We start from the raw sequence: 26,015 nt of genomic DNA on the forward strand, positions 1-26,015 counted from the left end.
GCCGATCGTTGCACGGATAGCGGAACAACCCTGTCCGCTATCCGCGAGAGGCTGGGATCATGACCGACCAGATCAGGAGACAGGGATCCACGGTGACCCGCGACGTCCAGATCACGTTCGACTGCGCCGACCCGGCCCGGTTGGCGACGTTCTGGGCCGAGACGCTCGGCTACCAGGTGCAGGCCCCACCCGGAAACTTCGAGTCCTGGGACCAGGCCCTCGACGCGATGGGCGTGCCGCCGGAGAACCGCAACGACGCGTCGGCGGTGGTCGACCCCGAGGGCTCGCGGCCACGGCTGTTCTTCCAGCGGGTGCCGGAGCACAAGCAGGTGAAGAATCGTGTCCACCTCGACGTCCGCGCGGCCCCCGGGCTGCAGGGTGACGCGCGCATGGCGGCCCTGGAGGCGGAGGCCGAGCGGCTCGTCTCGCACGGCGCCAAGCGGCTCGCTCGGCACGAGCCCGCTCCCCCGCTGGGCGCCGGTCATCTCATCATGGCCGACCCCGAGGGCAACGAGTTCTGCCTGGACTGATCGAACGTTCGCCCAGCTCACTGCCGCGCCGGCCGGGCGTCATGCGAACATGTGTACGTGTCGCCCGGCGCCAGCATCCTGCACGCCGACCTGGACGCGTTCTACGCGTCGGTCGAGCAGCGCGACGACCCGCGCCTGCGTGGGCGGCCGGTGATCGTCGGTGGCGGTGTGGTGCTCGCGGCCAGCTACGAGGCGAAGGCGCGGGGCGTCCGCAGCGCGATGGGCGGCCAGCAGGCGCGTCGGCTGGCGTTCCTGCACCCACTGCCTGTGGAACGGCTCTGGGGCGTCGGCCCGGTCACGGCCGCCAAGCTGCGGGAACGCCGGATCCGTACCGTCGGGGAGGTGGCCCGCCTCGGTGAGGCGGCGCTGGTGTCGCTGCTCGGGGCGGGCGCCGGCCGGCACCTGCACGCGTTGGCCCACAACCGCGACCGCGCTGCCCGAGATCGATCGCCGTGGTGTCACATTGATCGGTGTCTCGGTGGGCAACCTCGACGACAACCCGGTCCAGCCTGAGCCGCCGTTCCAGCCGGACCCCGGCTCCGATCTGGACGCTGCGGACGCGGTCCGCGACCGGTTCGGATCGGCGGCGCTCACCCGGGCGGTGTTGCTCGGCCGGGAGCCCGGCGTGGAGACGCCGCTCCTGCCGGATTGACCGATACGCGTGCGGCGTCCGCAGTCGAGCTGCGACCAGAGACACATCACAGCAGGTCGGCGGTTTAGCCGGCGGCTCACGGGTGACCCTTGAGGGGTACAGCCTGACGAGGGGGGCCCACCATGTCCGAGGACACCAGCAACCGACCGAGCCGCAACGTCGAACGGCCACACGACGTGACCGACCCGCTGCTCTGGCAGTTGGCGATCGACGTGCTGAGCGCACACGAGCCGGACGACGAGGGCCAGTGCCGCAACCTCCAGTGCGCCGGGCAGTCCTGGCCGTGCGCGGCCCGCACCGGCGCCGAGCACTCACTACGACTGGCCCGGAGCACACCCGACTCGGTCGGGCTGACCATCGACGGACCCGACAGCGACGACGTCGACACGGACGGGCGGCGCGCGGCGGCCGTACCGGCTCCCCGCTGGGGCTGGAACGCCGGCCCGGTGGCGTCGCACCGAGGATCGAAGGCCGCCTCCGCGGCGTGACGGGCCACCGACGCCTGCACTGATCCGCACCGCACAGGCGAACGCTCGGCCGGTTGTCCGGCCGAGCGTTCAGCTGTCGTGGCGCGGCCAGGCCACGACGGTCGTGCAGGTCGCCCTCACCCCGGTGGCCTACACCCTGGGCACCGACTTCAAGCCCGGTCCGCGGGCCGACGCGGACGCGTTCGCCCACTGGAACCGCTGGTAGCCGGCCACCACAGCGCCCCAACCACGGCCAGGACCAACAGGGCCACGGACAACAGCGGAAACCAGTCTCCGGTACGCGAATAGACAGTGCCCCACCCGGTCGTCGGAGCGGCGAGCAGCAACTCCGCGTCACCGGCGGTGGCCTCGCCCACCATCCGGCCGCCGGCATCGGTGACCGTCGTCCGGCCGAACGCCGCGGCCCGGACCACGACGAGCCCGTTCTCGACGCCCCGGACCAGGGCCATCCGTCCGTGCAGCCAGCCGTCGGAGGTGAAGTCCAGGGCGGGGACGAGCAGCACCGACGCGCCCTGCGTCCGATACCGCCGGACCAGGCCCGGATAGTCGAGGTCCTTGCAGATCGCGACGCCGAACCGCCCGTCCACCAGCACGTCGTCGGCACCCGGCGTCATCCAGTCCTCCAGGCCCGGGATCAGATGCTGTTTCTCGTACGTCGTGACGGTGCCGCCGGGTGCCAGCACCAGCGCGACGTTGCTCGCCCTGCCGGCTTGTCGCCGCACCGCGCCGACGACGACCTGAGCCCCGGTCTGCCCGAGCGCGGCCACGAGGACGGGCAGCGTCGTGTCCGACACGGCGAACACCTTCTCCGGCAGGACGACGATCCGTGCCCCGCGCGCGACCAGACCCTCGACCCGCGCGGCGTACCTGGCGAGCAGCTCACGGCCGGTCGGCTCGTCGATCGGGAGCCCGTCCTCGGGTTGCCGCAGGGCCACCAGCCCGACGGTCAGCGGCTCGGCCTGGTCGGGGGTACGGCCCAGCGACCAGACCGACCACCCGCCGGCGCCGAGCAGGAGGGCGAGCAGGCAGGTCAGCGCGGGTCGTGGGCTTCCGCGCAGGGCGGCGAGGGCGATCGGGACGGCGAGCAGCAGGTAGGTGACGCCCCAGACGCCGGTGAGCGAGGTCAGCTGGATGACCGGACGGACGTCGGCCTGGGTGTAGGCGAGGCTCCACCAGGCACCGTGCGGCAGCAGGTGGGACGCTGCGTACTCCCCCAGTACCCAGAGCGACGGCACGGCCAGGACGGCGAGGACTGTTCGTCCCCGCAGCAGCAGGACGCGGGCGAGCAGGACCGTGCCGACCGCCAGGCCGAGGCCGAGCAGGACCACACCGGCGACCGCGGGCACGGGTAGTTGCAGGGTGTCGAGGTAGTAGCCGAGCACGCCGCCCTGACCGATCGACCAGGCGAGGGCGGTCGCGCCGAGCGCGGTCCTCGGGCGTACCCGCGTCGAGGCGAGGATCAGCGGGAGCGGGGCGAGCCAGGTCAGCGCGGCGATCGGGTGCAGCCCGGTGCCGCCGAGCCAGAACAGCCCACTCAGGAGCGTGGCGAGGATCGTCATCATGCGTCGAGCGTGCGGCGCGGGCGACCGGGGCGGATCGCCGTGTGAACCCGGATCGATCTGGTCCCGTGGAGGGAGGCGTCAGAGCCCCGGGCCGGACGATACTGCCGACGTGAAGCGGTACGTCAATCTCGCCGTCACCGTGGCCGCCGTCGCCGCGACCGTGCTGCCTGCCCTGGCCGGTGGGCCACGTGCGTGGTGGGTGCTGCCGCTCGCGGTAGCGTCGTCGGTCCCGGTGCTGTGGCGGGACCGGGCGTTGATCCGGGTCGCCGTCGTCGTGGGCGTCGCCACGACCGTCTCTGCCTCGCTCGGCGCGCCCCCGCTGCTGCCGGTGGGCCCGCTCGTCTGCCTCTACACGTTCGCGGCGCGGGCCTCCCTGCCGATCCGCCTGCTCGGCGTCGCGCTCACCGCCGCCGGTCTGCTGGTCTCGCTGCTCTATCCCCGCCTGGACGTGGAGGTGCTGCGTTACCTGTCGGTCGCCTACCTCTTCTCGTACGCGCTGGGCACCAGCACCCGGGCCCGGCGGGCCCAGGCCGTGGTCATCGCCGAACGCGATCGTCGCGTCGCCGGTGAGCGTGCGGCGGCGGTGCTGCGCGAACGCACACGTATCGCCCGCGACCTGCACGACATCCTCACCCACGCGGTCGGCGTCATGGTCGTCCAGGCGGAGGCGGGTCCTCTCCTGGTCCGCCACCAGCCGGATCGCGCCGATGCCGCGTTCGCCACGATCGCCGCCACCGGCAGGGACGCGGTCGTCCAGCTCCGCCGCGCGGTGGGCAGCCTGCACGAACCCGCCGACCAACCACTCGACCAGCCGGGCCTGGACCACCTTCCCGTCCTCGTCGAACGGGTCCGCGCCGCAGGTCTCGACGCCGTGCTCGAGGTCGACTCCGACCCGCCGCTCACGCCGCCCACGGACGTCGGGGTGGCCGCCTACCGGATCGTGCAGGAGTCGCTGACCAACGTGGTGCGGCATGCCGGGGCACGATCGGTCCGCGTCCGACTGGACCACTCGGCCAGCTCGCTGACCGTGTCCGTCAGCGACGACGGCCGCGGCGACGGGGCTTCCGACGCCGGCCCGCCCGGGTACGGGATCGTCGGCATGCGCGAGCGCGCCCACGCCTGCGGCGGAACACTGCGCACCGGCCCGTCCTCCGACGGGCACGGCTTCACGGTCACCGCCACCCTGCCGCTGTCGGCGCCGGCGGTGCGCTGATGCTGCGTGTCGTGCTCGCCGACGATCAGGACCTGTTCCGGGCGGGGTTCGCCACCATCCTCGGCGCCGAGCCGGACATCGAGGTGGTCGCCGAGGCCCCCGACGGCGCGGCCGCCGTGCGGGCCGCTCGCGAACACCGTCCCGACGTCGTCCTGATGGACATGCGGATGCCCGTCCTCGACGGTGTCGCCGCGACCCGCCAGGTCTGCGCGCTCACCCGGAGCCGGGTGCTCGCCCTGACCATGTTCGACACCGACGACTACCTGTACGCGGCCCTGCGCGCAGGCGCCAGCGGTTTCCTGCTCAAGGACGCCCCGCGCGCCGACCTGGTGAACGCGGTCCGCGTGGTCGCCGCCGGGGACGCGCTGCTCGCCCCCGCCGTCACCGCCCGGGTGATCGGCGAACTGCACCGGCGCGGCCATCCGGACCCCGCCCTGGCCGCCGCGGTGACCGCCCTGACCGCCCGTGAGACGGACGTGCTGCGGCTGATCGCGGCCGGTCTGTCCAACGCCGAGATCGCCGCCCACCACCACCTCAGCGAGCACACGGTGAAGACCCATGTCGGCAACCTGCTCACCAAGCTGCACCTGCGCGACCGCGCCCAGGCGGTGATGATCGCCTACGAGTCGGGTCTGGTGATCCCCGGCCGGTGACCGGCCGGCGGGCCCGCCGCTCGGGCGGCCCGCCGGCCGGGGTACGGCGACTACAGGGTGCGCGCCAGCCGGTCGGCGAGCGTCCGGGTGAAGCGGGCCGGGTCGGTCAGCTCACCGCCCTCGGCGAGCACCGCCAGGCCGTAGAGCAGCTCGGCGGTCTCGGTCAGGGCGGTGGGGTCGCTGCCCTGCTCGTGGGCCTTGCGCAGCCCGGACACCAGCGGGTGCCCGGGGTTGATCTCCAGGATCCGCTTGGTCGCAGGAATCTCGTGCCCCATCGCCCGGTACATCTTCTCCAGGGTCGGGGTGAGGTCGTGGGCGTCGCCGACGACGCAGGCCGGTGAGGTGGTCAGCCGCGACGACAGGCGAACCTCCCGGACGCTGTCCGTGAGGGTGGTCCCCAGCCAGCCGAGCAGCCCGGCGAACTCCTGTCGCTGCTGCTCGCGCTCGGCCTCGGCCTGCTGCTTCTCCTCGTCCGTGTCCAGGTCGATCTCGCCCTTGGCGATCGAGCGCAGCGGCCGACCGTCGTACGTGCCGACCCGCTCGACCCACACCTCGTCGACCTGGTCGGTGAGCAGCAGCACCTCGTGGCCCTTGGCCCGGAACGCCTCCAGGTGCGGAGAGTTCTCGATGGCGGCCCGGGACTCGCCGGTGGCGTACCAGATGTCGCTCTGGCCGTCCTTCATCCGCGACACGTAGCCGGCCAGGTCGGTGGGCTCGGCCGGGTCGTTGGTGGAGGCCACCGACAGGATGTCCAGCAGGGTGTCCCGGTTGTCGGTGTCGTCGATCAGCCCTTCCTTGACCACCGCGCCGAACTCGGTCCAGAAGGTGCGGTAGCGCTCGGCGTGGTTGGCCTTGAGGTCCTTGACCGTGGCGAGGACCTTCTTGACCAGGCGGCGGCGGACGATCTGGATCTGCCGGTCCTGCTGGAGGATCTCCCGGGAGATGTTCAGCGACAGGTCGTGCGCGTCGACCACGCCCTTGACGAAGCGCAGGTAGGTCGGGACCAGCGCCTCGCAGTCGTCCATGATGAAGACGCGCTTGACGTAGAGCTGGACGCCACGGCGGCCCTGTGGGGAGAACAGGTCCAGTGGGGCGTGGCTGGGCAGGAACAGCAGCGCCTCGTACTCGAAGGTGCCCTCGCCCTTCATGTGCACGACCTCGAGCGGGTCGGCCCAGTCGTGGCTGACGTGCTTGTAGAACTCGTTGTACTCGGCGGCGTCGACCTCGTCGCGGGGCCGCGCCCAGAGCGCCTTCATCGAGTTGAGGGTCTGCACCTCGCTGGTGGCGGCCTCGCCGTCGGCGCCGGGCCGTTCGACGCTCATCCGGATCGGCCAGGCGATGAAGTCGGAGTAGCGCTTGACGATTTCCCGGACGGTCCACTCGGCGGTGTAGTCGTGCAGGTTGTCCTCGGTGTCGACCGGCTTGAGGTGCAGGGTCACCGTGGTGCCCGGCGGCGCCTCGTCGACCGCCTCGATCGAGTACGTGCCCTCGCCGGTGGACTCCCACCGGGTGCCGCCGCTCTCGCCGGCCTTGCGGGTCAGCAGGGTGACCCGGTCGGCGACCATGAACGCGGCGTAGAAGCCGACGCCGAACTGGCCGATGAGGTCCTGCGAGGCGTGGGCGTCGGCGGACTCGCGCAGCTGGCGCAGCAGCTCGGCGGTGCCCGACTTGGCGATCGTGCCGATCAGCTGGACGACCTCGTCGCGGGTCATCCCGATGCCGTTGTCCCGCACGGTGAGGGTGCGGGCGTCGCGGTCGATCTCCAGGGCGACGTGCAGGTCGTCCGTGTCGGCGACGAGGTCCTTGTCGACGAGGGTGGCCAGCCGGAGCTTGTCCAGTGCGTCGGACGCGTTCGAGATGAGTTCCCGCAGGAAGACGTCCTTGTTCGAATAGATGGAGTGGACCACCAACTGGAGGAGCTGACGCGCCTCGGCCTGGAATTCCAACGTTTCGGCCTGGTTGCTCACACCGTCTCCCATCTCGGCTCGTACGGAGGTTCGCGGAAAGGATACGAGTCGTCACCGGTCCGGCTGTGGCCGCGTCCGGGTCGTATTCCCGATCCGGTCGGCCCACCTCGGTGAGATAGCTGACTTTGATCGACAGAAGTCAGGCGGATAGCGTGGCGGCCATGAAGATTGCTGGAAGCACCGCCCTCGTCACCGGCGCCAACCGTGGCCTCGGCCGACACCTGGCCGCCGAACTCCTCGCCCGGGGCGCCACCGTCTACGCCGGCGCCCGCAATCCCGACAGCGTCGACCTGCCCGGCGTGACGCCGGTCCGCCTCGACATCACCGACCCGGCCTCGGTGGCCGCCGCCGCCGAGCTGGCCGGCGGCGTGAACCTGTTGATCAACAACGCCGGCATCGACACCCGGACCGACCTCCTCGACGGCGACCTGGACCTCGTCCGGCTGGAGCTGGAGACCCACTACATCGGCACCCTGTCGACCATCCGGGCGTTCGCGCCGGTCATCGCCGGCAACGGCGGCGGAACCATCCTCAACGTGCTCTCCGTGCTGTCCTGGTTCGGCTCCCCGACCCACGCGGCCTACAGCGCCGCCAAGTCCGCCGAGTGGGCGATGACAAACGTGCTGCGCGTCCAACTCGCCGACCGGGGCGTCCGGGTCTCCGGCCTGCACGTCGGCTACCTCGACACCGACATGGCCGCCGACATCACCGGCCCGAAGTCCGATCCGGCGGCGGTCGCCCGGATCGGCGTGGACGGCATCGAGGCCGACGCGTACGAGATCCTCGCCGACGACCTCAGCCGCCAGGTGCAGGCCGGGCTGGCCGGCGGCGTCGCCGCGCTCTACCCCCAGCTCCCCTGACCCACGACGCGACGGGCCGCCACCGGCAAGAACCGGTGGCGGCCCTTTCCCGGGTACGCGCTCAGCTCGCCTGCAACGTCACGTCGTCGATCACGAAGGTGGTCTGCAGCGACGAGTCCTCGGTGCCGGTGAACCGCAGTGTCACCGTCTGCCCGGCGAACCCGGCCACGTTGAGGCTGCGCTGCACGTAGCCGGAGGCGGCGTTGAGGTTCGAGTACGTCGCCAGCGTGGTCGAACCCAGCTGCACGGCGAGCCGGTCGTACGCCGTGGAGCCGGTGGTTTCGGCGGTGTCGATGTGCAGCCAGAACGACAGCGTGTACGTGGCACAGCCGGCCGGCACGGTCACCGACTGGTACAGGCTCTCGGTGCGGGTGCTGCCGTACCCGTTGAGCCACGCCTTGTACGACCCGGTCCGGGCCGGCTGGCCGCTGGCGTTGGTGATCACGCCGGAGGACGCGGTCCACGTCGTGTTGCCGCTCTCGAAGCCACCGTTGCCGACCACCTGACCGCCGACGCAGGCCGGGGTGCCGCCGCTCACGGCGAGCTGCCACAGCGCGTACGCGACACCGTCGGCCGCCCGGTTCAGCACTGTGGCGCTGACGTTGGCGGTGGTGTCACAGGACCTGTGGTAGCACGGGTCGTACGCCGAGTTGGCGGTGCCGCCCCACTTGGCGGCCTGGGAGCTGGTCTTGCGGGCGCTGGCGCCGGCGGCGTAGCCCGAGGTGGGGATGCCGGCCTGCTGGAAGTAGTAGTCGTCGGAGCGGCCCTGACCCTCGACGTTCTCCTCCGGTTGCAGACCCAGGGAGTCCCAGTACGCCTTCAGCGGCGCGGCAGTGGTCGAGGTGACCCGGTTGATGAAGTAGCCGCCGTTTGTCGAGCCGACCATGTCGAAGTTGTAGTAGCCCTTGATGTAGCCGCGCTGGGTGGCGTTGAGCGAGTTGACGTAGAACCGGGAGCCGTTGAGGCCCTGCTCCTCGTCGGTCCACCAGGCGAACCGGACCCGCTTGGTCATGGTCGGGTTCTGCGCGGCCAGGACCAGCGCGTTCTCCAGCAGGGTGGACGAGCCGGTGGCGTTGTCGTTGATGCCGGGGCCGGCCGAGACGCCGTCCAGGTGCGCGCCGAACATGACCACCTGGTCGGTCGGGCCGCCCGGCCACTCGGCGATCAGGTTGTTCGAGGGGTACGTGCAGTTGGAACAGTACTGCTCGCTGACGGTGTAGCCGGCCGCCTGGAGCTTGGTCCTGACGTAGGTGAGTGAGGCGGTGTGGCCGGCCGAGCCGGCCCTGCGGTTACCGCCGTTGCTGGCGGCGATGCTGTTGAACTGGGTGAGGTGGGCCTGGACGTTGCTGACGGAGATGTCCGGTGCTGCCAACGCGGCGGCGGCCGCGGCGATCGGCCGGGCCTCCGTCATCGTGGTCGTAGGCGACGCGGCTACCGGCTGGGCGGCCAGCGTCACCGTCATCCCGGCGAACACGGCAAGCGCGGTTCCCGCGCTCAGCGTTCTGCCTCTCATGGGGGGCTCCTCGGGGTTGGAGAGATACCCGAGACACTTACAGATATCTATTTCTTGAGCATCGGTCGTTCGTCCCGAACCGCCGCCGGTTCGACAGTGGGTACCGGCGACGGCACAGGTGAGTAGAGGTGCCAGGATGGGTAGGTAACGCCAGCAGGGGTCGTCGGGCCCGGAACGGGGGCTAGCGATGGGGCCGGGTCGAGCGTGACACGACCCAGCATCGACCTGTTCAGCGGCGGCGGCGACACCGGCCGGCTGATGGCGGCGCTGGACTGGGCCCACACGCCACTCGGCCCGGTCAGCGGATGGCCACAGAGCCTGCGCGCCGCCGTTCGGATGGTGCTCTCCTCCCGCTACCCCATGCTGCTGCTCTGGGGGGACGAGTTCTCCCAGCTCTACAACGACGCGTACTCCGCGCTGATCGGTGACAAGCACCCCGCCGCGCTCGGCGACGACGTGCGGGTCACCCTGGCCGAGGGCTGGGACGTGCTCGCCCCACTGATCGAGCAGGCCATGGCGACCGGGGTGGCCAGCTGGGTCCCCGCGCTGCAACTGCTGCTGGAGCGGGCCGGCTACCGCGAGGAGGCGTACTTCAGCGTCTCGCACGCCCCGGCCCGCGACGACGACGGCCGTACCGTCGGTGTGCTGACCGTGTGCAGCGAGGTCACCCAACAGGTGGTCGGTGAACGCCGGCTCCGTCTCCTGCGCGACCTGTCCGTGCTCGGCGACGGGCGCACCGTCGACGTGGACGCCACCGCCGCCCGGCTGATCGACGTGATCGACGGCCATCCCCTGGACGTACCCTTCGCCGCCATCTACCTGCGCGACGGCACGGCGCTGCGACGGGTCGCCTGCACCGGCGGCGACCAGGGGCACGCCGGGGCCCTGCCGGACGCCGTCGAGCTGACCGACCCGGGCCCGCCCGCGTACGCCTGGGGGCTGGCGGACGCCGTCGAGGGCCGCACGACCCAGGTGACCGACGTCGCCGACCGGCTGCCGCTGCCCGCCGGCCCGTGGGACGACCCGGTCCGCAGCGCACTGGCGCTGCCGCTGCCCTCCGCCGACGAGGATCAGCCGCTCGGCGTCCTGCTCGTGGGTGTCAGCCCCAGCCGAGGGCTGGACGAGGCGCACAGGTCCTTCCATCAGCTCCTCGCCCAGCAGATCTCCGTGGCGTTGCGCAACGCCAAGGAGTACGAGGAGGAGCGACGCCGCATCGAGGCGATGGCGGAACTCGACCGGGTCAAGACCGACTTCTTCGCCAACGTCAGCCACGAGTTCCGTACCCCGTTGACCCTCATCCTCGGCCCGCTGACCGACGCCCTCACCGACGCCACCGCTCCGCTCGCGGCGGTGCAGCGGGAGCGGGTGGAGACCGGCTGGCGTAACGCCACCCGACTGTTGACCCTTGTCAACAGCCTGCTCACCTTCTCCAGCCTGGAGGCCGGGCGCGCGCGCAGTGACGCCCGCCTGGTCGACCTGGCCGCGCTGACCGCCGAGCTCGCCGGGGTGTTCCGGGCCGCCGTCGAGCGGGCCGGGCTGACCCTCGAGGTGAGCTGCCCGCCGCTGCCCCGGCCGGTCGCGGTCGACCCGGTCAACTGGGAACGCATCGTCACGAACCTGCTCTCCAACGCCCTGAAGTACACGTTCATCGGCCGCATCCGGGTCACCCTCGACGCCGACGACGAGGAGGTGCGCCTCACCGTCACGGACACCGGCATCGGCATCGCGGAACGGGACCTGCCGAAACTCTTCGAACGCTTCCACCGGGTGCGGGGCGCCCGCTCGCGCAGTCACGAGGGCACGGGCATCGGCCTGGCTCTGGTGCACGAGTTGGCCCGGCTGGAGGGCGGCGACGTTCGAGCGACCAGCCAGGTGGGCGTCGGCAGCAGCTTCACCGTGACGCTGCCCTGGTCGGCCGCGCACCGCACAGCGGTCAGCGGTCCGACGGTGGACGGGCGGGGGGACGCGGCCCGCGCCGCCGTCGAGGAGGCGATGGGCTGGCTCACCGAACCGGGCGACGCGGTGACCGAGCCCGATCCCGCGTCCGGGGCGGCCACGGACGAGCTGGCCGGAGCCCGGATCCTGCTCGCCGACGACAACGCCGACATGCGGGCGTACCTCACCCGGCTGCTCACCGGGCAGGGCTGGCGGGTGCGGGCCGTCACCGACGGCCGACAGGCCCTCGACGAGATCCACCGTGACCTGCCGGACCTGGTCCTGACCGACGTGATGATGCCGGTGCTCAACGGCTTCGACCTGGTGCGCCGGCTACGGGCGGACCCGACGACCCGGGCGCTGCCGGTGCTGGTGCTGTCCGCCCGTGCCGGTGGGGAGGCCAGCGTGGAGGGCCTGAGCCTGGGCGCCGACGACTACCTGGTGAAACCGTTCGCCGCGGCCGAGTTGATCGCCCGGATCCGCGCCAGCATCCGCCGAGCCCGCGACCGTATTCCGGCGGCGGCCAGCGGCGGCGCCCCGGCGACGGTCACCGCCCCGTCGGCACGATCCGCCCCGGTCCGCCCCCTCCCGTCGGCCCCGGCGGTCCCACCCGTGCGCGACGCGTCAGTGGTCGCGGAGACGCCGGCCGACCCGGACGGGCTGGGCGACCTGCTGGACGTCGGGTGGACGTACCCGTCCGCACCCACCTCGGCAGCGGCCATGCGTCGGGACGTCCGCGGCACGCTGGGCGACCTGGACGTCGACCCGGACGTGCTGGAAGATCTCCTGCTCGCCGGCTCCGAGGCCATGAACAACGCCGTCGAGCACGCGCAGCGGCCCAGCCGTCCGGAGGTGCGGGTACGCGTCCAGGTGGGTGGCGACCTGGTCCGGATCTCGGTGCGCGACTTCGGCACCTGGCGGGACCGCCGGCCGGCGATGGACCGCGGGCGCGGCGCGCTGCTGATGAACGCCTACGGCGACGTGCGGCTGGTCTCCACCGCCGAGGGGACGACGGTGACAATCGAGCGTCGACTGGCCTGAGCGCCGGCAGCGCGTCAGAGCCGGCGGCCGCCGCCGTCACGGGCGATGATGCCGTCCAGCCGCTCCCCCGGAGTGAGCTGCGCCGGGTCGAACCAGAAGATCAGCACCTGCTTGTCGACACTCCATCGCGCCATGCGGGCATCGACCTGCCGACCGTCGACCGTGCCGATGATCCGCTGGGCCGGGCCGACGAAGTAGCCGAAGGTGGGCACCGAGGCGGCAGCACCTGAGCCCTCGTCGTACCCGATCTGGTGGAACCCGGGGCGACGGTCGCTGCCCTCGACGTCGTTGACCAGGATGTCCGTGGTCAACGAGCCGCCCGCCGCCTGGCGGCCGGCGGCCAGGCCGATGGACACCTTGGGTACGCCCGGCAGGGACACCGGGACGAAGTAGTAGACCCGACGCTCGGTGCCGTGCCGCACCCCGCTGTCCACCAGCTGACCCAGGGGCTTCGGTGGCGGCTCGTCGCGGGACAGCGTCGGCGGTGGCGTGGGGTCCAGCGAGCTCCCCGCCGTCGGCGAGACACCGACCGGCGGTGGAGCGACGGCGACCGGCGGGGGGCGCTCGGTCGGCGCCGGATCGCCCGGCCCCGAGGCGCCGACCGCCACCACGACGACCACGGCGGCCAGGCCGGTCGCGAGCGTCGCCGCCCCGGCTCCGGCGACGCGCCGACGGGTCCGCAACCGACGTCCCTCGCGCAGCACGGCGGCCAGGTCGAGCACCGCGTCGGGACGCTCGGTCGCCCGCATGGCGTGGCGGAGTCGTTCCAGCTCGCTCATCGGCGCGCCTCCTCATCGGCCGTACGCGGCGCGGCGCTGCGCAACTTCTCCAGGGCCCGCGAGCTGGTGCTCTTGACGGTGCCGACGGATACGGAGAGTTCCCGGGCCACCTGCGCCTCCGGCAGGTCGAAGTAGTAGCGCAGGACGACGATGGCGCGCTCCCGAGGGCTGAGCGCACCGAGGATGGCGATCAACCAGCGTCGGGTGGCCACGTCATCGGCCATGTCGTCGGCCACGTCGCCACGTCGCCGCTCCGGCATCTCGTCGGTCGGGTACTCCCGCATCGGCCGTCGCCACCCGTCCACGAGATGGTTGACAAGCGTGCGGCGGGCATAGCCGTAGGCGTCGTCGTCGTGGATCCGCGACCACGACGCGTAGGTGCGGACCAACGCGGTCTGCGCGGCGTCCTCGGCCTGGTGGTGGTTGCCGGTCATCAGGAACGCGGCGTGCACCAGTCGCGCGGACGCCGCCCGCGCGAACTCGACGAAATCCGCGTCACCCCGCGCCACCGCGAACCCTCTCCGTGCCACAGAGCTAGAGACGGGCGAGGCCGGGAAAAGGTTGAGCCCTGGGTCACATCAACTTTTCGCCACGGTCACCCGTCTTCTCCTCCGCGCCGCCGCCGAGCGACGCGCGAGGGGAGATACATGTCGACGAAGGTTACCCGCCGCCCGGGTCCCGCCTCGATGGCGTCGCTGCTGGTGGTGGCGCTGCTCACCGGATGCGGCCTGCCGGCCGCCGGGCAACCCACCACCGACCCGGTCGCCGCCGGTCCGCTGGTCAGCGGACCGGCGACACCCACCGGCCGGCCGACCGCAGCCGTCACGGTCCGACCCAGTTCCGTGCCCGTCATCCCGGTCAGCTACCCCGCCACCGGCGGTAACCGCTGGTCGGTGGCGCCCGGCGAGACAACGCCCGGACGCGCGACGGCCGGCCGGTTGCTGCGCTACCGGGTCGCCGTGGAGCGCGACATCCGGGGCCTGCCGGCGAAGGACATCGCCACGGCGATCACCACGACGTTGAACGACAGGCGCGGGTGGACGGCGGGCGGGGCGTGGCGGCTGCGCCGCGTCGGTGCCGGCGAACCGACCGACTTCACCATCTACCTGGCGACTCCCGGCACCCGCGACACCCTCTGCCAGGACGTGCCGGACGCCTACACCTCCTGCCGCAACGGTGGCCGGGTGGTGCTCAACGTGGCGCGCTGGGTCAAGGGGGTGCCGGGTTACGGCGCGAGCCTGGACATCTACCGGCAGTACATGGTCAACCACGAGGTGGGGCACAAACTCGGGTACGGCCACGAGCGGTGCCCCGGGCGGGGCCGGCCGGCGCCGGTGATGCAGCAGCAGACGTTGGGCCTGCACGGCTGCGCCGCGAACGCCTGGCCGTACCCGAAGGGCACGACTCGCTACAGCGGGCCGGTCGGGGCGTACGACGACGCGATCCCCCGGCGGGAGGGCGCCTACTCGGGAGCCTGAGACCGACGCGGTGACCTCAGGTTCGCCGGCGGCGCTCCTGTTCGAGTCGCTCGTCCAGCCGGCCCATCTCGTAGATGGCGTTGAGGCTGGTCGGTAACCGGCTGACGTTGTCCGGCACCGGCTCGGGGTCGGGCGCCAGGCCGGAATCCGGTGCGGGCCCGGGGTCGGGCGTCCGCGTGGCGGCGGGGACCGGGGCCCGGCGGCGCAGGAGCAGCAGTGCCAGCACCGCGAGGACCGCCACCACCAACAGGTACGACACGGGTGGCCAGGCGTCGCGGGTGGGGTTGGCGAGCACCGGCGCGGCGGTCGGTGCGGGGGTGTCGCGGTCGCGCTGCGGCACGGCGGCCTCGCGGGTGCCGGTGCCCTCGTCAGCGGTGCGCGGATCGGGGGCGGCGGGTGCTGGGACACCGCCCGCCGAGGCGGCGGGCACGGGGATCGCCACGGGCTCCACCGGGCTGGGCTGACCGGCGACCGGTGGCCGACTCGGCGTGGACGGCCCGGTGGGCGTGACGCTCGGCGCGGGAGCGGTGCTCGGCGTGTCGCCGGGGAGCAGGTCGTCGACGAGCTGGCCGACGCCACCGATGATGTCACCGAGCGGATCCGAGGTGGCCGACGGGGACGGCGCGGGCGCGAGGGCGAGGGTCAGCGCGAGGACGACGACGGCAGGCATGAAGCCACCTCCGATGTGCCGAATATGCACGCACCGTACCGCATCGTGGGATGGCGTGGGTGACACCGGGGCGGGGGCGTCTGACGCTCGCTCTCGCCCTCGATGTCGCTGGTGGTCAGACCGGCAGGCCACCGACCTGGGTGGAGATCCACGAGCGGATCGACGGCAGGTCGACGTAGATGGACGGCCCGGTGGCACAGGTGGAGTTGTTGTCGCCGGCCCGACTCGTCGCCCCGATCAGGTTCCACACCCCGTTTACCTGGCACCGGTGCAGCCGGAGACGTACACCATGAAGGGGTAGTTCTCGGTGGCCGGCCGGCCGCCGACCACCGGCGGGCGATGTCCGAGGCGCCGTTCCAGGTGTACGTCGTGCTGACCGGCGCGGCCAGGGCGCCGGCGAACAGCGAGTTCACCCGGCTCGCCTCGGCCGCGCTGGGGTTCGCGTTGCGACACGGCGCCGGGGTGCTGGCCAGGAGTCGGACGGTGCTGACCCGACTGTTCCAGATCTGCGCCGCCTGGTCGAAGTTGGTACGGAACTCGCCGGTCCGGCTCGCGTCGTAGTAGACGGTCCGTACCGCGGCGGCCGGCGCACCGGTGGCAAGCTGCATCCCGGCCGCCGCCAGCACGGCCACCAGCATGGCCAGCGCCGTCCGTCGCACTTGTCGTCGGAACATCACGCACTCCCCTGCGGTCGGCCGGCGACCACGACCGCCGACTCATTGATACCCGTGGATATCAATGAGACCGCGGTCGATGTTCGGCATAGCGGAAGCGTCATACCGGTGACGTGAAGGCTGTTACCCAGCGGTTACGCCGCGGCGAAGCGCCCGTGCCGGGGCAGGACGACGCTGACCGCAGAGGGTCACCGGCAGCAACGCCGCGACGTGACCCCGATACCGAACGGAGAACCCACAATGAAAATCAGGAGCGCACTGACGACACTGGTGGTCGTCCTCGCCGGGCTGGTCGCCAGCGCGGGCAGCAGCACCGCGGCGGGCACCACGACCGGGTCGCCGTACTGCGGGATCACCTGGGGCAGCGCGGAGAAGTCGGCCGGCGCGCTCAGCGACGCCCCACTGGTCGACGTCCGGACCGGACGGCACGACTGCTATGACCGGGTGGTGTTCGAGTTCGCCGGGCCGGTCGACGGCTACGCCATCGGCTACGGCGAGACGTGGACCGAGGGCGAAGGCCTGGCGCTGTCGCCGTACACCGCCGGGGGCGCGCTGTTGCGGATCTCGCTGCGGGCTCCGGCGTACGACGACGACCACCTGGGCACCGTGCCCTACGCGGTCGGCGAGCACGTGACGAACGTGCTGCGCTACCCGACACTGCGCGACGTGGTCTACGGCGGCAGCTTCGAGGGCTACAGCACATTTGCCGTCGGCGTACGGGCGCGGTTGCCGTTCCGCGTGCTCGTGCTCGCCGGCCCCGGCACGCACAGCCGGGTGGTGCTCGACGTCGCCCACCAGTGGTGATCGGAGCCGGACGTCGAGTCGTCCCGGCAGACGCGTCCGTCGCCGGAGCGGGGCATGGCGTGCCGGGACGGCTCAGACGTGCGGGGTGGGCCGGTAGACGAGTTCCAGGGTGCGGCCATCGAGGGTTCGGCTCTCGATCAGCTCCAGGTCGAAGTCGGCCGCGCCCTGGAAGATCGGCTCGGTGCCGGTCTGTCCGGTGATCACCGGGAAGAGGGTCACCTGGACGAGGTCGACCAACCCAGCGGTCAGCAGCGCCCGGTTCAACGACAGGCTGCCGTGCGATCGCAGCGGCACGTCGGATTCCTCCTTGAGCCGGGCGACGACGTCCACGGCATCGCCGCGCGCCACTGTCGCGTCCGGCCAGTCGAGGGGGCCTTGCAGGGTGTTCGACACCACTGTCGCCGGGAGGTCCCTCATCTGGGTCACCCAGGCGTCGCGGACATCGGACTCATCGGTGCTCGCGGCCAGCATCTGCGCGAAGATCCGGTACGTGCCGGCCCCGAAAACCATGCGCTGCTCCACGTTGTACGCGGACAGCCGATGCGCGAGCAGTTCGGGGCCTTGCTTGTCCCAGTACCCGCCCCAGTTTCCGCTGGTGCTGCCGAAGCCGTCGAGGCTGGAAAAGACGTCGATGGTGTAGGTGGCAGTCATGATGCTCTCCATTCACGTGTGAGTTCGGTGCGACGGGCCTGCAGGTAGGCCCGCTCGGTCTCGTTGGTGGCCAGGGCAGCGGCCTGGTCGTAGGCGGCTCGGGCCTCGTCGTCCCGTCCGAGTCGGGCGAGCAGTTCGGCCCGGGTGGCGGGCAGCCGGTGGTAGCCCGGAAGGTCGACGCCCTCCAGCGCGGCGAGGGCCACCGCCGGTCCGTGCACCTCGGCGACGGCGACGGCACGGTTGAGCGCCACGACCGGGGTTGGCGCGAACGCGAGGAGCTGGTCGTACAGTGCCAGGACCTGTGGCCAGTCGGTGGCCGCGCCGTCGGTGTGCACCGCGCTGATCGCGGCCTGGATCTGGTACGGGCCGGGCCGGTTGCGGCGCAGGCAACGGCGGACCAGGTCGTGACCCTCGGCGATGAGCGACAGGTTCCACAGTGACCGGTCCTGGTCGGCCAGCAGCACCAGCTCGCCGTCCGGGTCGAGCCGGGCCGGGCGGCGCGCCTCGGTCAGCAACAGCAGGGCGAGCAGGCCCAGGACCTCGGGCTCGTCGGGCATCAACGCGGCGAGTTCGCGGGCGAGCCGGATCGCCTCGGCGCACAGGTCCGTTCTGATCAGCGGACCGGCGGTGGACGCGTAGCCCTCGTTGAACATCAGGTAGAGCACGGTGAGCACGGGCGGCAGTCGGTCCGGCAGCTCGTGTTCGGCGGGCACCCGGTAGGGGATGGCGGCATCGCGGATCTTCTTCTTGGCGCGCACGATCCGCTGGGCGACGGTCGCCTCCTGGACCAGATAGGCACGGGCGATCTCCGGCACGTCGAGGCCGCCGAGCAGGCGCAGCGTGAGGGCCGTCCGCGCGTCCGGGGCGAGCGCCGGGTGACAGCAGGTGAAGATGAGTCGCAGCTGGTCGTCCTTCACCGGTCCCACCTCCCGGGGCTCGTCCTGGTGATGCAGCAGCAGGGCCTGGGCGTGCCGGGCCTCGCGGGTCGACTCCCGGCGAAGCCGGTCGACAGCCCGGTTGCGCGCGGTGGTCACGATCCAGGCGCCCGGGTTCGGCGGCAGGGTCTGCCACTTCTGCAGCGCGGTGGTGAAGGCGTCCTGGACCGCCTCCTCGGCGAGGTTGATGTCACCGAGGAGGCGGGCCAGCGTGGCGACGCAGCGGCCGTACTCCGCGCGGTAGATGCTCGCCAGGTCCATGTCGGGTGACCGGCTCCTGGTCAGGCCTGGGACAGGTCGTCGAAGGGACGCACCTCGACCGGACCGCAGGCCGCCGCGCACCTCTCGGCCCAGGCCAGCGCCGCGTCCAGGTCCGCGCACTTGATGACCCAGAACCCGGCGATGTGCTCCTTGGTCTCGGCGAACGGCCCATCGCTCATGGCGGTGGCGCCGTTCTCGACCCGGACGACTGTGGCGCTGTCCGGTGACGTGAGCCCTCCGGCGAAGACCCAGGCGCCCGCGGCCTGCATGTCGTCGTTGATCCGACCGGTCTCCCTGAACATGGTCTGCGTCTCCTCGTCGGACGGCGTCGGCGCGCCCTCGACGAAGTGCACGGACAGCAGGTACTGCTTCATGATGATCCTCCGGTAGCTCGATGGTGGGATGGCGACAGGTCAGGCGGCCAGGCGGCGCGCGACAGCGGGGATCACGATCGCGGCCGCGACCAGGTGGGTGAGCATCAGCAACGTCTTGGTGGCCGTCCCGGCGTCGACGATCACGTCCGGCACCACTGACAGGACCGTCAGCACCACAGTCGTGCGGACGAACGTGCGCCGCGGGCGCCTGGCGAAACGCGCCAGCAGCGCGGCGATGATCACGCCGATCAGCGAGAAGGCGGCGGTCAGCACGCCGAACCCCGTGACGGGGATCGGGGTGCCGCCCACATCGAGGCTGACCCCGGCCAGCTGGCCGACGGCGGCGACGGCCATGGTGGCGGCGCTCGCGGCGAGCGCGGCGACGGCGCCGGTCCGGATCAGCGCACCGACGGTCGAGGTGGTGGCGCGGGTCGTGTTGGCAGTGGCGGTCATCGTGCCCTCCAGTGGGGTGCGGCCCGTCGCGATGCCGGGCTCTCACCAGGGCTACGAACTGAACCGGTCCCAATCGACAGCACGCCCAAAATTTTTGTCGACGATTTTCGACCTCGGCGTGAGACGAGCCCGACCACCGATTCTCGCAGCTCGGCGGGCCGGCAGCCGACGGCACGCTAGCCGAACAGCGCCCAGAGCAGTGGGACGGCGGCCACCGGCGCCACGCACAGGGCGCCGATGCGCACCCAGGGCGGCAGGCTGGCTCGAAGGGTCAGGACGACGGCGGCCGCGCCGTAGCCGCCGGCCAGCAACGCCGTCGGGAACAACGTCAACGGCTCGGGCCCGCACTCCGACGGATCCTGCACGAATGGGGGCCGGCACGGCTCGGACGGAGCCATGGCCAGGACGAGCGCCAGGCCCGACAGGCACAGGATCAGCAGTAGCGGGACCGCCAACAGCACGAGTGTGACGCCTACCCCGACGCTGGTGCGGCGCTGCGGCGTCGTCCCGCGCTCGCGCCTGTCGGCACCGCCCCTGCTCCCACCGTCGGTCACCGTCGCCCCCTCAACCGAGCCGCCACCTTTCCCACCTCGTCGATCATGGAGCTGTGGTGGGCGACAGAACGGATATTCGTCGCCACGTCCGGCACCACAACTCCATGATCGACACTGCCGGGTGCTCCGCGGACTAGGCCTCGTCGGTCAGGTGCCAGATCTCGCGCATCGGGGCCCACCAGTCCCCCGAGCCGGGCTCGGCGATCGACTCCTGACACGGGTCGGTCAGCTTCCACCACTCCTGCGTCTGCGGGTCGGCGGCGATCAGCCGCAGGTCGGCCTCGTAGTCGTCGCCGACGTACTCGTAGTAGCCGAAGAGCAGGTCGTCGTGGAGGAAGATGGTGTAGTTGCGGAAGTTCGCCTCGCGCAGCGTCTTCTCGACGCTCGGCCAGACGGCGGCGTGCAACCGCAGGTAGGTTTCCCGCTGCTCGGGGCGGAGTCGAATCACGCAGCCATGACGTTTCACGTCGTGCCCTTTCGTGTCAGCTGGTTCAGGGGTGCCGAAGGCACCTGACGGTAGCGGTTGGACGGCGCCCGGCAGGGGGCCGGCCGGCCGTCGATGTCGGCCGTTCCGCCAGGGCTACGCACCGTGGCGCCGGGTCTACCCTCGGGTGATGGAGGGCCGCGTGTTGGTGGTCGAGGACGACTTCTCGATCCGGGAGGTCACCGCCCTCGGTCTGCGCCGCGCCGGTTTCCGGGTCGACACCGCGGTCGACGGGCGGCAGGCCCTGGCCGCGTTCCGCGCTCACCCGGTCGACCTCATCGTGCTCGACATCATGCTGCCGGGCCTGGACGGTCTGGAGGTCTGCCGGGAGATCCGGCGGACCAGTCAGGTGCCGATCCTGATGCTGACCGCGCGCACCGACACCATCGACGTGGTGGTCGGGCTTGAGTGCGGCGCGGACGACTATCTACGCAAGCCCTTCGACCTGCCCGAGTTGGTGGCCCGGGTCCGCTCGGTACTGCGCCGGGTGAACGTGCCGTCCCCGTCGACAGTCATCGAGGTCGACGGCCTGGAGATCGACCCGGGCGCCTTCGTGGTCCGCCAGCACGGCCGGGAGGTGGCGTTGACCTCCACCGAGTTCCGCCTGTTACTGGAACTGGCTCGCCGACCCGGCCAGGTCTTCACCCGACAACTGCTGCTGGACCTGGTCTGGAACCACGACTTCCTCGGCGACTCCCGACTGGTCGACGTGGCCGTGCAGCGGCTCCGCGCCAAGATCGAGGCCGACCCGGCGCAGCCACGGCTGATCCGGACCGTGCGCGGCGCCGGCTACAAGCTGTCCACGGGCTGACGGGGGTCGGCGATGGCCGGACGCGGGGTGCGACCCGGCCGCCTGCGACGCCGGCTGACGATCGCCTTCGTCCTGGTCGCCGGAGTCTCGGCGGGGCTGCTCGCCGGCGGGACCGGGCTGCTGCTGCGGCAGTCCTGGTTGGACGCGTCGCTGCACGAGGCCGCCGCCGACGCCCGCTACCAACTCGTCCTCGCCGGGCAGTTCCTGCCGCTGACCGAGCAGCGCAGCGCCGAACTGCTCACCAGCTTCGAGGCCAGCGGTCGGCACGTGGTGCTCGTCGACGGCCCGACCCGTGCCTCGCACCCCGCGTACGCCCCGGTGCTGAGCACCCCGTTACGGGCCGTCGTCGCGGGCGGGCGGCTCGGCTATCAGCGCTCCGCGCCGGCGCAGCGTCCTCGACTACTGGTGATCGGCGGGCGCATTCCCGGCTCCACCGCCGAGCTGTACGTCCTCACCGTGGAGGACGACGTCGCCACCGACCTGGGTCAGCTGCGCACCGCGCTGGTGGCCGGTTGGGTGCTCGTGGTGTTGCTCGCCGCCGCGGTGGGTCACGCGCTGGCCCGTCGCACGTTGGAGCCGGTGGGCCGGGCCAGCCGGGCCGCGCGGGCCCTCACCGAGGGCCTGCTCGCCACCCGCCTGCCGGTACGCGGGCGCGACGAGTTCAGCGTCTGGGCGGCGACGTTCAACGAGATGGCCGAGGCGCTGGAGTCGAAGATCGCGGCGCTGTCGGCCGCGCAGGCCCGCGAGCGGCGGTTCACCGCCGATGTCGCGCACGAGCTGCGTACCCCGGTGACCGCGTTGGTGGCGGCGGCGTCGCTGCTGCGCGAGCACCTGGACGAGTTGCCCGACGACGCCCGGCCGGCCGCCCGGCTGCTGGTCGGCGACGTGGTCCGGCTGCGCCGGCTGGTTGAGGACCTGATGGAGATCTCCCGGCTGGACACCGGGCGGGAGCAGCTGGCCGTCCGGCCGGTCGACGCGTTGGCGCTGCTGCACGGCATCGTCGTGACGCGTGGCTGGTCGCCGAGGGTGCGGGTCACCGGTGACCCGGTCGTGGTGCGCACCGACAGGCGTCGGCTGGAGCGGGTGCTGGCCAACCTGGTCGCCAACGCGGTCGAGCACGGCGGTGGGGAGATCACGGCCAGCGTGGCGGGGGCGGGCGCCCTTGTCGTCTTCGAGGTCAGCGACCAGGGGCCGGGCATCCCGGCCGAGCATCTGCCCCGCGTGTTCGACAGGTTCCACCAGGTCGACAGGTCCCGCTCCGCGCCGGGCAGTGGGCTCGGGCTGGCCATCGCGCGAGAACACGCCGATCTGCTCGGCGGCGCGCTGAGCGTGCGCAGCGAACCGGGCGAGGGCACCCGGTTCCGGCTGGAGCTGCCCACTGACGCTCCCGCCGGCACGGCGGGCGGTGTGGCATGAGCCGGCACGGCAGGGTCGGGCTGGGCGTACCGGTGCTCGTCGCGGCCCTCCTGCTCGGCGGCTGCGGCACGCCCCGCTCCGGTGATCTCGGCCCGGCGCCCACCGCGCCGCCGACGAGCGCCGCGCCCATCGACCGCCCGGAAACCACCCCGACCCCGGCCGTGGAGCCGACGCCGTCACCCGCCGGCCGACCACCGAGTCCGTCGGCGGCGGCGTCCGTCGGCACGCGCCGGCCGGATCCGGTGACCATCGAGCTGTGGTACGTCCGCGACGGGCTGCTCGTGCCGACTCGGCGTACCCGGCCGGCAACTGTCGCGACGTCCCGGCTGGCGCTCACCGAGCTGGCCGCCGGGCCGACCGCCGCCGAGGCCGCCACCGGGATGACCACCCTGCTTCCGGCGGGCGTCGAGGTCACCCGCATCGTCGACGGCGTGGCGACGCTGCGGGTACCGTCCGTCGGCGATCCGGCCACCCGCCGACTGCGCGAGGCGCAGGTGGTGTGGACGCTCACCCAGTTTCCCAGCGTGCGGCAGGTCCGCCTCGACGGCGCGGGCCCGGCCGAACGGGCGGACTACGCGGACCTGCTGCCACCGATCGTGGTCACCGGCCCGATCCCCGGCGAGCGCGTTGCCGCCCCGCTCGTCGTCACGGGCACCGCCACCGTGTTCGAGGCCACGGTGAGTGTCCGGGTCCTGGACGCCGCCGGCCGGGAGGTGGCCACCGGTTTCGGCACCGCCAGTTGCGGCAGCGGCTGCCGGGGTGGCTACCGGGTGGTGCTCGGCTGGCGCGCGGTCCGCGAACAGAAGGGCACGATCGAGGTGTACGAGGTGTCCGCCCGGGACGGCACCCGGATCAACATGATGGCCGTGCCGGTGGTCCTCGCCCCCGGTCGCTGACCACCCCGTTCACCCGCCGAACTCCGGCTGGAAACGTAATCGTTTCGTTGACTCGGTGCGAGGCAACTCACGAAACCCTGCACGATCAGTCAGCCGCGAACTAGGGTCAGTACGACATCGTTTCGCGGGGGGTCGGATGCTGGGTGGTCAGCAGGTAGGCGCGGGCGCCGGGGTACCGGCGGCCCGGGGTCCGCGGTGCACCGACGGCGACCTGTTCACCGTCGTCATCGACACCCTGCGTGAGGTCGGCTACGACCGGATGACCATCGACGCCATCGCCGCCCGTGCGCACGTCAGCAAGGCCACCATCTACCGGCGCTGGGACGGCAAGGCAGAGCTGGTCGTCGCCGCCCTGCGCGACCGGCACGTGGATGTGCACAACCCACCCGACACCGGCTCGCTCCGCGGGGACCTCATCGAGTTGCTGCGGGCCACGGCCGCGATCTGCACGGCCGACTGTGACCTGATGCAGGCGTTGACCTTCGCCATGCGGACCAACCCCGAGCTGGAACGCCTGGTGCGTCACCAGGTGCTCCCGGCCGGGCGGGTGGCCAGCACCGCCGTCCTGGTCCGGGCCGCCGCCCGCGGGGAGATCCCGCCGGAGGCCGGGGAACGGGAGTTGTTCCACGACCTGGCGCCCGCGCTCACCATGTCCCGCATCGTCGCGCACGGCCTACCCGCCGATGACGCGTTCCTCACCCAGGTCGTCGACCAGGTGCTGATCCCGGTGCTCCGCTATCAGCACCACCGTCCGTCTCCGGCCTGACTCACCGAATATTCGCAACACGGAAGGCTTCACCATGCCCGGAACCACCTCGACCACGCCCGGCGCGCCCAACGCCGGGCCGTCGACTGGCGCACCGCATCCGCGGCGCTGGATCGCGTTGGCGGTCATCGCGGTCTCACAGCTGATGGTCGTCCTGGACGCCACCATCGTGAACATCGCGCTGCCGAAGGCCCAGGCCGACCTGGGGATCACCGACGCGAACCGGCAGTGGGTGATCACCGCCTACACGCTGGCCTTCGGTGGTCTGCTGCTGCTCGGCGGTCGCATCGCCGACTACTGGGGGCGCAAGCGCACCTTCATCGTCGGCATGACCGGTTTCGCGCTCGCCTCCGCCCTGGGCGGTCTGGCCACCACCGGTGAGATGCTCTTCGCCGCCCGCGCGTTGCAGGGTGCCTTCGGCGCGCTGCTCGCCCCGGCCGCGCTGGCGCTGCTCACCGTGCTCTTCACCGAGGCCACCGAGCGGGCCAAGGCCTTCGCCGTGTACGGCGCGATCGCCGGCGGTGGATCGGCCGTCGGCCTGCTGCTCGGCGGGGTGCTCACCGAGTACGCGAACTGGCGCTGGTGCCTGCTGGTCAACATCCCGGTCGCCGCAATCGCCATCGCCTTCGCGCTCCCGCTGGTGCCAGAGAGCCGGGCCCACGGCAACACCCGCTACGACGTACCCGGTGCGGTCGTGGTGACCGCCGGCCTGGTCTCCCTGGTCTACGGCTTCACCAAGGCCGCCGAGGATGGCTGGGACGCCACCGCGACGCTCGGTTTCATCGCCGCGGGCGTGGTGCTGCTCGCCGCCTTCGTGGTGATCGAGCTGGGCTCCAGCCACCCGCTGCTGCCGCTGCGGATCGTCCTGGACCGCAACCGGGGCGGGGCGTTCCTCACCTCGACGCTGATCGGCGCCGGCCTGTTCGGGGCGTTCCTCTTCCTGACCTTCTACTTCCAGGTGGTGCTGCAGTACAAGCCCCTCGAAGCCGGCCTCGCGTCACTGCCGGTCACCGCCGGTGTGCTGATCGCCGCGGGTGGCGCCAGCCAGCTGATGCCCCGGTTGGGTGCCAAGCCGCTGATGGTCGCCGGTGCGGCGCTCGCCGCCGTGGGCATGCTGGTGCTGACCCAGATCGACGTGGACACCTCGTTCCTCACCCACCTGCTGCCCGCGCAGGTCATCCTGGGCCTGGGGCTGGGCTTCACCTTCGTCCCGCTGTCCAGCCTCGCCCTGGTCGGGGTGCCGGAGCACGACGCTGGCGCGGCCAGCGCGACGCTCAACGCCACCCAGCAGATCGGTGGTTCGCTCGGTACCGCGTTGCTGAACACCTTCTACACCAGCGCGGTCGCCGCCTACCTGGTCGGCCGGGCGCCGAACCCGGTCAACCAGGTGGAGGCGCTGGTACACGGGTACCGGGTGGCCTTCGCCTGGGGCGCCGCGCTGATCGTGCTCGCCGGACTGGCCACCCTGGTCCTGGTGAAGGTCCGCAAGGAGGACATCCCGACCGGCAACACCGTGCACATGGGTTGAGCTGACCGACGCGGCCGCCGGCCGGTGCGCCCCGACCGTGGAATGCGCTGGCCGGCGGTAACGTCCG

At 72.0% G+C, this 26,015-nt stretch carries 26 protein-coding genes and 2 pseudogenes; 14 read left to right on the forward strand and 14 right to left on the reverse strand.

Annotation, left to right across the window (positions count from 1 at the left end; translation table 11 throughout):
- Nucleotides 1-59 precede the first annotated feature (59 nt).
- The 3 genes and pseudogenes from ACLQ3B_RS26760 (at nt 60) to ACLQ3B_RS26770 (ending at nt 1,670) form a co-directional block, all read left to right on the forward strand.
- Entirely contained in the window at nt 60-530 is a 471-nt protein-coding gene (locus ACLQ3B_RS26760; protein ID WP_425783449.1) for a VOC family protein, read from the forward strand.
- A gap of 57 nt (nt 531-587) precedes the next feature.
- Nucleotides 588-1,182: pseudogene (locus tag ACLQ3B_RS26765) on the forward strand (hypothetical protein).
- A 122-nt stretch (nt 1,183-1,304) separates the two neighbouring features.
- Complete coding sequence (locus ACLQ3B_RS26770; RefSeq protein WP_425783450.1) at nt 1,305-1,670, forward strand: hypothetical protein; 366 nt, start codon at nt 1,305-1,307, stop codon at nt 1,668-1,670.
- Between the two features lie 149 nt (nt 1,671-1,819).
- Here the strand turns inward: ACLQ3B_RS26770 and ACLQ3B_RS26775 are convergent, their stop codons facing one another.
- Entirely contained in the window at nt 1,820-3,232 is a 1,413-nt protein-coding gene (locus ACLQ3B_RS26775) for a nitrilase-related carbon-nitrogen hydrolase (RefSeq protein WP_425783451.1), read from the reverse strand.
- Between the two features lie 109 nt (nt 3,233-3,341).
- Between ACLQ3B_RS26775 and ACLQ3B_RS26780 the strand changes: the two genes are divergently transcribed.
- Both ACLQ3B_RS26780 and ACLQ3B_RS26785 read left to right on the forward strand, forming a co-directional pair.
- Entirely contained in the window at nt 3,342-4,445 is a 1,104-nt protein-coding gene (locus tag ACLQ3B_RS26780; RefSeq protein WP_425783452.1) for a sensor histidine kinase, read from the forward strand.
- The gene (locus tag ACLQ3B_RS26785) at nt 4,445-5,098 is read left to right on the forward strand and encodes a response regulator transcription factor (protein WP_425783453.1); all 654 of its coding nucleotides are present in this window, start codon (nt 4,445-4,447) and stop codon (nt 5,096-5,098) included. Before ACLQ3B_RS26780 ends, ACLQ3B_RS26785 begins: the two co-directional genes overlap by 1 nt.
- A 50-nt stretch (nt 5,099-5,148) precedes the next feature.
- On the opposite strand, the gene htpG is transcribed toward ACLQ3B_RS26785, so the two are convergent.
- Nucleotides 5,149-7,077: a molecular chaperone HtpG gene (gene htpG / locus ACLQ3B_RS26790; protein ID WP_425783454.1), complete on the reverse strand. Its 1,929-nt coding sequence runs from the start codon at nt 7,075-7,077 to the stop codon at nt 5,149-5,151.
- 149 nt (nt 7,078-7,226) lie between these two features.
- Between htpG and ACLQ3B_RS26795 the strand changes: the two genes are divergently transcribed.
- A complete protein-coding gene (locus ACLQ3B_RS26795; RefSeq protein ID WP_425783455.1) occupies nt 7,227-7,925 on the forward strand; it encodes an SDR family oxidoreductase in 699 nt (232 codons plus the stop codon).
- A gap of 61 nt (nt 7,926-7,986) precedes the next feature.
- Here the strand turns inward: ACLQ3B_RS26795 and ACLQ3B_RS26800 are convergent, their stop codons facing one another.
- Complete coding sequence (locus ACLQ3B_RS26800) at nt 7,987-9,438, reverse strand: M28 family peptidase (RefSeq protein WP_425783456.1); 1,452 nt, start codon at nt 9,436-9,438, stop codon at nt 7,987-7,989.
- A 204-nt stretch (nt 9,439-9,642) separates the two neighbouring features.
- Here ACLQ3B_RS26800 and ACLQ3B_RS26805 point away from each other — a divergent pair, with 204 nt between their 5' ends.
- The gene (locus ACLQ3B_RS26805) at nt 9,643-12,414 is read left to right on the forward strand and encodes an ATP-binding protein (RefSeq protein ID WP_425783457.1); all 2,772 of its coding nucleotides are present in this window, start codon (nt 9,643-9,645) and stop codon (nt 12,412-12,414) included.
- A gap of 14 nt (nt 12,415-12,428) precedes the next feature.
- Here ACLQ3B_RS26805 and ACLQ3B_RS26810 read toward each other — a convergent pair whose 3' ends face one another.
- Both ACLQ3B_RS26810 and ACLQ3B_RS26815 read right to left on the reverse strand, forming a co-directional pair.
- Entirely contained in the window at nt 12,429-13,193 is a 765-nt protein-coding gene (locus ACLQ3B_RS26810; RefSeq protein WP_425783458.1) for a hypothetical protein, read from the reverse strand.
- The gene (locus ACLQ3B_RS26815; protein ID WP_425783459.1) at nt 13,190-13,702 is read right to left on the reverse strand and encodes a SigE family RNA polymerase sigma factor; all 513 of its coding nucleotides are present in this window, start codon (nt 13,700-13,702) and stop codon (nt 13,190-13,192) included. The genes ACLQ3B_RS26810 and ACLQ3B_RS26815 overlap by 4 nt, the downstream gene beginning before the upstream one ends.
- Before the next feature lie 138 nt (nt 13,703-13,840).
- Here ACLQ3B_RS26815 and ACLQ3B_RS26820 point away from each other — a divergent pair, with 138 nt between their 5' ends.
- Nucleotides 13,841-14,671: a DUF3152 domain-containing protein gene (locus ACLQ3B_RS26820; RefSeq protein ID WP_425783460.1), complete on the forward strand. Its 831-nt coding sequence runs from the start codon at nt 13,841-13,843 to the stop codon at nt 14,669-14,671.
- A gap of 16 nt (nt 14,672-14,687) precedes the next feature.
- Here the strand turns inward: ACLQ3B_RS26820 and ACLQ3B_RS26825 are convergent, their stop codons facing one another.
- The 3 genes and pseudogenes from ACLQ3B_RS26825 to ACLQ3B_RS26835 form a co-directional block, all read right to left on the reverse strand.
- Nucleotides 14,688-15,341: a hypothetical protein gene (locus tag ACLQ3B_RS26825; protein WP_425783461.1), complete on the reverse strand. Its 654-nt coding sequence runs from the start codon at nt 15,339-15,341 to the stop codon at nt 14,688-14,690.
- A gap of 115 nt (nt 15,342-15,456) precedes the next feature.
- Nucleotides 15,457-15,591 carry a hypothetical protein gene (locus tag ACLQ3B_RS26830; RefSeq protein ID WP_425783462.1) on the reverse strand — a complete coding sequence of 45 codons (135 nt, stop codon included), beginning with the start codon at nt 15,589-15,591 and terminating at the stop codon, nt 15,457-15,459.
- 14 nt (nt 15,592-15,605) lie between these two features.
- Nucleotides 15,606-16,015 (reverse strand): annotated as a pseudogene (locus ACLQ3B_RS26835) (snapalysin family zinc-dependent metalloprotease); the annotation flags it as partial.
- A gap of 240 nt (nt 16,016-16,255) precedes the next feature.
- On the opposite strand from ACLQ3B_RS26835, the gene ACLQ3B_RS26840 reads away from it, so the two are divergent.
- Nucleotides 16,256-16,819, forward strand: coding sequence for an AMIN-like domain-containing (lipo)protein (locus ACLQ3B_RS26840; RefSeq protein WP_425783463.1), 564 nt, complete (start codon nt 16,256-16,258; stop codon nt 16,817-16,819).
- 72 nt (nt 16,820-16,891) lie between these two features.
- Here the strand turns inward: ACLQ3B_RS26840 and ACLQ3B_RS26845 are convergent, their stop codons facing one another.
- The 6 genes from ACLQ3B_RS26845 to ACLQ3B_RS26870 form a co-directional block, all read right to left on the reverse strand.
- Nucleotides 16,892-17,470 (reverse strand): dihydrofolate reductase family protein, encoded by a 579-nt coding sequence (locus tag ACLQ3B_RS26845; RefSeq protein WP_425783464.1) that lies wholly within the window; start codon nt 17,468-17,470, stop codon nt 16,892-16,894.
- The gene (locus tag ACLQ3B_RS26850; protein ID WP_425783465.1) at nt 17,467-18,666 is read right to left on the reverse strand and encodes an RNA polymerase sigma factor; all 1,200 of its coding nucleotides are present in this window, start codon (nt 18,664-18,666) and stop codon (nt 17,467-17,469) included. The genes ACLQ3B_RS26845 and ACLQ3B_RS26850 overlap by 4 nt, the downstream gene beginning before the upstream one ends.
- 20 nt (nt 18,667-18,686) lie before the next feature.
- Nucleotides 18,687-19,040, reverse strand: coding sequence for a YciI family protein (locus ACLQ3B_RS26855; RefSeq protein ID WP_425783466.1), 354 nt, complete (start codon nt 19,038-19,040; stop codon nt 18,687-18,689).
- Nucleotides 19,041-19,079: 39 nt separating this feature from the next.
- The gene (locus ACLQ3B_RS26860) at nt 19,080-19,493 is read right to left on the reverse strand and encodes a DUF6069 family protein (RefSeq protein ID WP_425783467.1); all 414 of its coding nucleotides are present in this window, start codon (nt 19,491-19,493) and stop codon (nt 19,080-19,082) included.
- A gap of 176 nt (nt 19,494-19,669) precedes the next feature.
- Nucleotides 19,670-20,047 carry a hypothetical protein gene (locus ACLQ3B_RS26865; protein WP_425783468.1) on the reverse strand — a complete coding sequence of 126 codons (378 nt, stop codon included), beginning with the start codon at nt 20,045-20,047 and terminating at the stop codon, nt 19,670-19,672.
- A 133-nt stretch (nt 20,048-20,180) separates the two neighbouring features.
- On the reverse strand, nt 20,181-20,495 hold the full coding sequence (locus ACLQ3B_RS26870) for an L-rhamnose mutarotase (protein ID WP_425783469.1): 315 nt from the start codon (nt 20,493-20,495) through the stop codon (nt 20,181-20,183).
- A 166-nt stretch (nt 20,496-20,661) separates the two neighbouring features.
- Here ACLQ3B_RS26870 and ACLQ3B_RS26875 point away from each other — a divergent pair, with 166 nt between their 5' ends.
- The 5 genes from ACLQ3B_RS26875 to ACLQ3B_RS26895 all read left to right on the forward strand — a co-directional run bounded on the left by ACLQ3B_RS26875 (nt 20,662) and on the right by ACLQ3B_RS26895 (nt 25,948).
- Nucleotides 20,662-21,342: a response regulator gene (locus ACLQ3B_RS26875; protein ID WP_425783470.1), complete on the forward strand. Its 681-nt coding sequence runs from the start codon at nt 20,662-20,664 to the stop codon at nt 21,340-21,342.
- Nucleotides 21,343-21,354: 12 nt separating this feature from the next.
- Complete coding sequence (locus ACLQ3B_RS26880; RefSeq protein WP_425783471.1) at nt 21,355-22,758, forward strand: sensor histidine kinase; 1,404 nt, start codon at nt 21,355-21,357, stop codon at nt 22,756-22,758.
- Nucleotides 22,755-23,654, forward strand: coding sequence for a Gmad2 immunoglobulin-like domain-containing protein (locus tag ACLQ3B_RS26885; RefSeq protein ID WP_425783472.1), 900 nt, complete (start codon nt 22,755-22,757; stop codon nt 23,652-23,654). Before ACLQ3B_RS26880 ends, ACLQ3B_RS26885 begins: the two co-directional genes overlap by 4 nt.
- 136 nt (nt 23,655-23,790) lie before the next feature.
- The gene (locus ACLQ3B_RS26890) at nt 23,791-24,420 is read left to right on the forward strand and encodes a TetR/AcrR family transcriptional regulator (protein WP_425783473.1); all 630 of its coding nucleotides are present in this window, start codon (nt 23,791-23,793) and stop codon (nt 24,418-24,420) included.
- 34 nt (nt 24,421-24,454) lie between these two features.
- Nucleotides 24,455-25,948, forward strand: a complete 1,494-nt coding sequence (locus tag ACLQ3B_RS26895; RefSeq protein ID WP_425783474.1) for an MFS transporter — start codon at nt 24,455-24,457, stop codon at nt 25,946-25,948.
- The last annotated feature ends 67 nt before the right edge of the window (nt 25,949-26,015 follow it).

It is taken from the genome of Micromonospora sp. DT53 (assembly GCF_049841535.1).
Classification (GTDB): Bacteria; Actinomycetota; Actinomycetes; order Mycobacteriales; family Micromonosporaceae; genus Micromonospora.

What these genes read in the sequence shown, in the direction of transcription:
- ACLQ3B_RS26760 (WP_425783449.1), top strand. Translation starts at nt 60, where the DNA reads ATGACCGACCAGATCAGGAGACAGGGATCCACGGTGACCCGCGACGTC.
- ACLQ3B_RS26770 (WP_425783450.1), top strand. Translation starts at nt 1,305, where the DNA reads ATGTCCGAGGACACCAGCAACCGACCGAGCCGCAACGTCGAACGGCCA.
- ACLQ3B_RS26775 (WP_425783451.1), bottom strand. Translation starts at nt 3,232, where the DNA reads ATGATGACGATCCTCGCCACGCTCCTGAGTGGGCTGTTCTGGCTCGGC.
- ACLQ3B_RS26785 (WP_425783453.1), top strand. Translation starts at nt 4,445, where the DNA reads ATGCTGCGTGTCGTGCTCGCCGACGATCAGGACCTGTTCCGGGCGGGG.
- htpG (WP_425783454.1), bottom strand. Translation starts at nt 7,077, where the DNA reads ATGGGAGACGGTGTGAGCAACCAGGCCGAAACGTTGGAATTCCAGGCC.
- ACLQ3B_RS26795 (WP_425783455.1), top strand. Translation starts at nt 7,227, where the DNA reads ATGAAGATTGCTGGAAGCACCGCCCTCGTCACCGGCGCCAACCGTGGC.
- ACLQ3B_RS26800 (WP_425783456.1), bottom strand. Translation starts at nt 9,438, where the DNA reads ATGAGAGGCAGAACGCTGAGCGCGGGAACCGCGCTTGCCGTGTTCGCC.
- ACLQ3B_RS26810 (WP_425783458.1), bottom strand. Translation starts at nt 13,193, where the DNA reads ATGAGCGAGCTGGAACGACTCCGCCACGCCATGCGGGCGACCGAGCGT.
- ACLQ3B_RS26820 (WP_425783460.1), top strand. Translation starts at nt 13,841, where the DNA reads ATGTCGACGAAGGTTACCCGCCGCCCGGGTCCCGCCTCGATGGCGTCG.
- ACLQ3B_RS26825 (WP_425783461.1), bottom strand. Translation starts at nt 15,341, where the DNA reads ATGCCTGCCGTCGTCGTCCTCGCGCTGACCCTCGCCCTCGCGCCCGCG.
- ACLQ3B_RS26840 (WP_425783463.1), top strand. Translation starts at nt 16,256, where the DNA reads ATGAAAATCAGGAGCGCACTGACGACACTGGTGGTCGTCCTCGCCGGG.
- ACLQ3B_RS26845 (WP_425783464.1), bottom strand. Translation starts at nt 17,470, where the DNA reads ATGACTGCCACCTACACCATCGACGTCTTTTCCAGCCTCGACGGCTTC.
- ACLQ3B_RS26850 (WP_425783465.1), bottom strand. Translation starts at nt 18,666, where the DNA reads ATGGACCTGGCGAGCATCTACCGCGCGGAGTACGGCCGCTGCGTCGCC.
- ACLQ3B_RS26855 (WP_425783466.1), bottom strand. Translation starts at nt 19,040, where the DNA reads ATGAAGCAGTACCTGCTGTCCGTGCACTTCGTCGAGGGCGCGCCGACG.
- ACLQ3B_RS26860 (WP_425783467.1), bottom strand. Translation starts at nt 19,493, where the DNA reads ATGACCGCCACTGCCAACACGACCCGCGCCACCACCTCGACCGTCGGT.
- ACLQ3B_RS26875 (WP_425783470.1), top strand. Translation starts at nt 20,662, where the DNA reads ATGGAGGGCCGCGTGTTGGTGGTCGAGGACGACTTCTCGATCCGGGAG.
- ACLQ3B_RS26880 (WP_425783471.1), top strand. Translation starts at nt 21,355, where the DNA reads ATGGCCGGACGCGGGGTGCGACCCGGCCGCCTGCGACGCCGGCTGACG.
- ACLQ3B_RS26885 (WP_425783472.1), top strand. Translation starts at nt 22,755, where the DNA reads ATGAGCCGGCACGGCAGGGTCGGGCTGGGCGTACCGGTGCTCGTCGCG.
- ACLQ3B_RS26890 (WP_425783473.1), top strand. Translation starts at nt 23,791, where the DNA reads ATGCTGGGTGGTCAGCAGGTAGGCGCGGGCGCCGGGGTACCGGCGGCC.
- ACLQ3B_RS26895 (WP_425783474.1), top strand. Translation starts at nt 24,455, where the DNA reads ATGCCCGGAACCACCTCGACCACGCCCGGCGCGCCCAACGCCGGGCCG.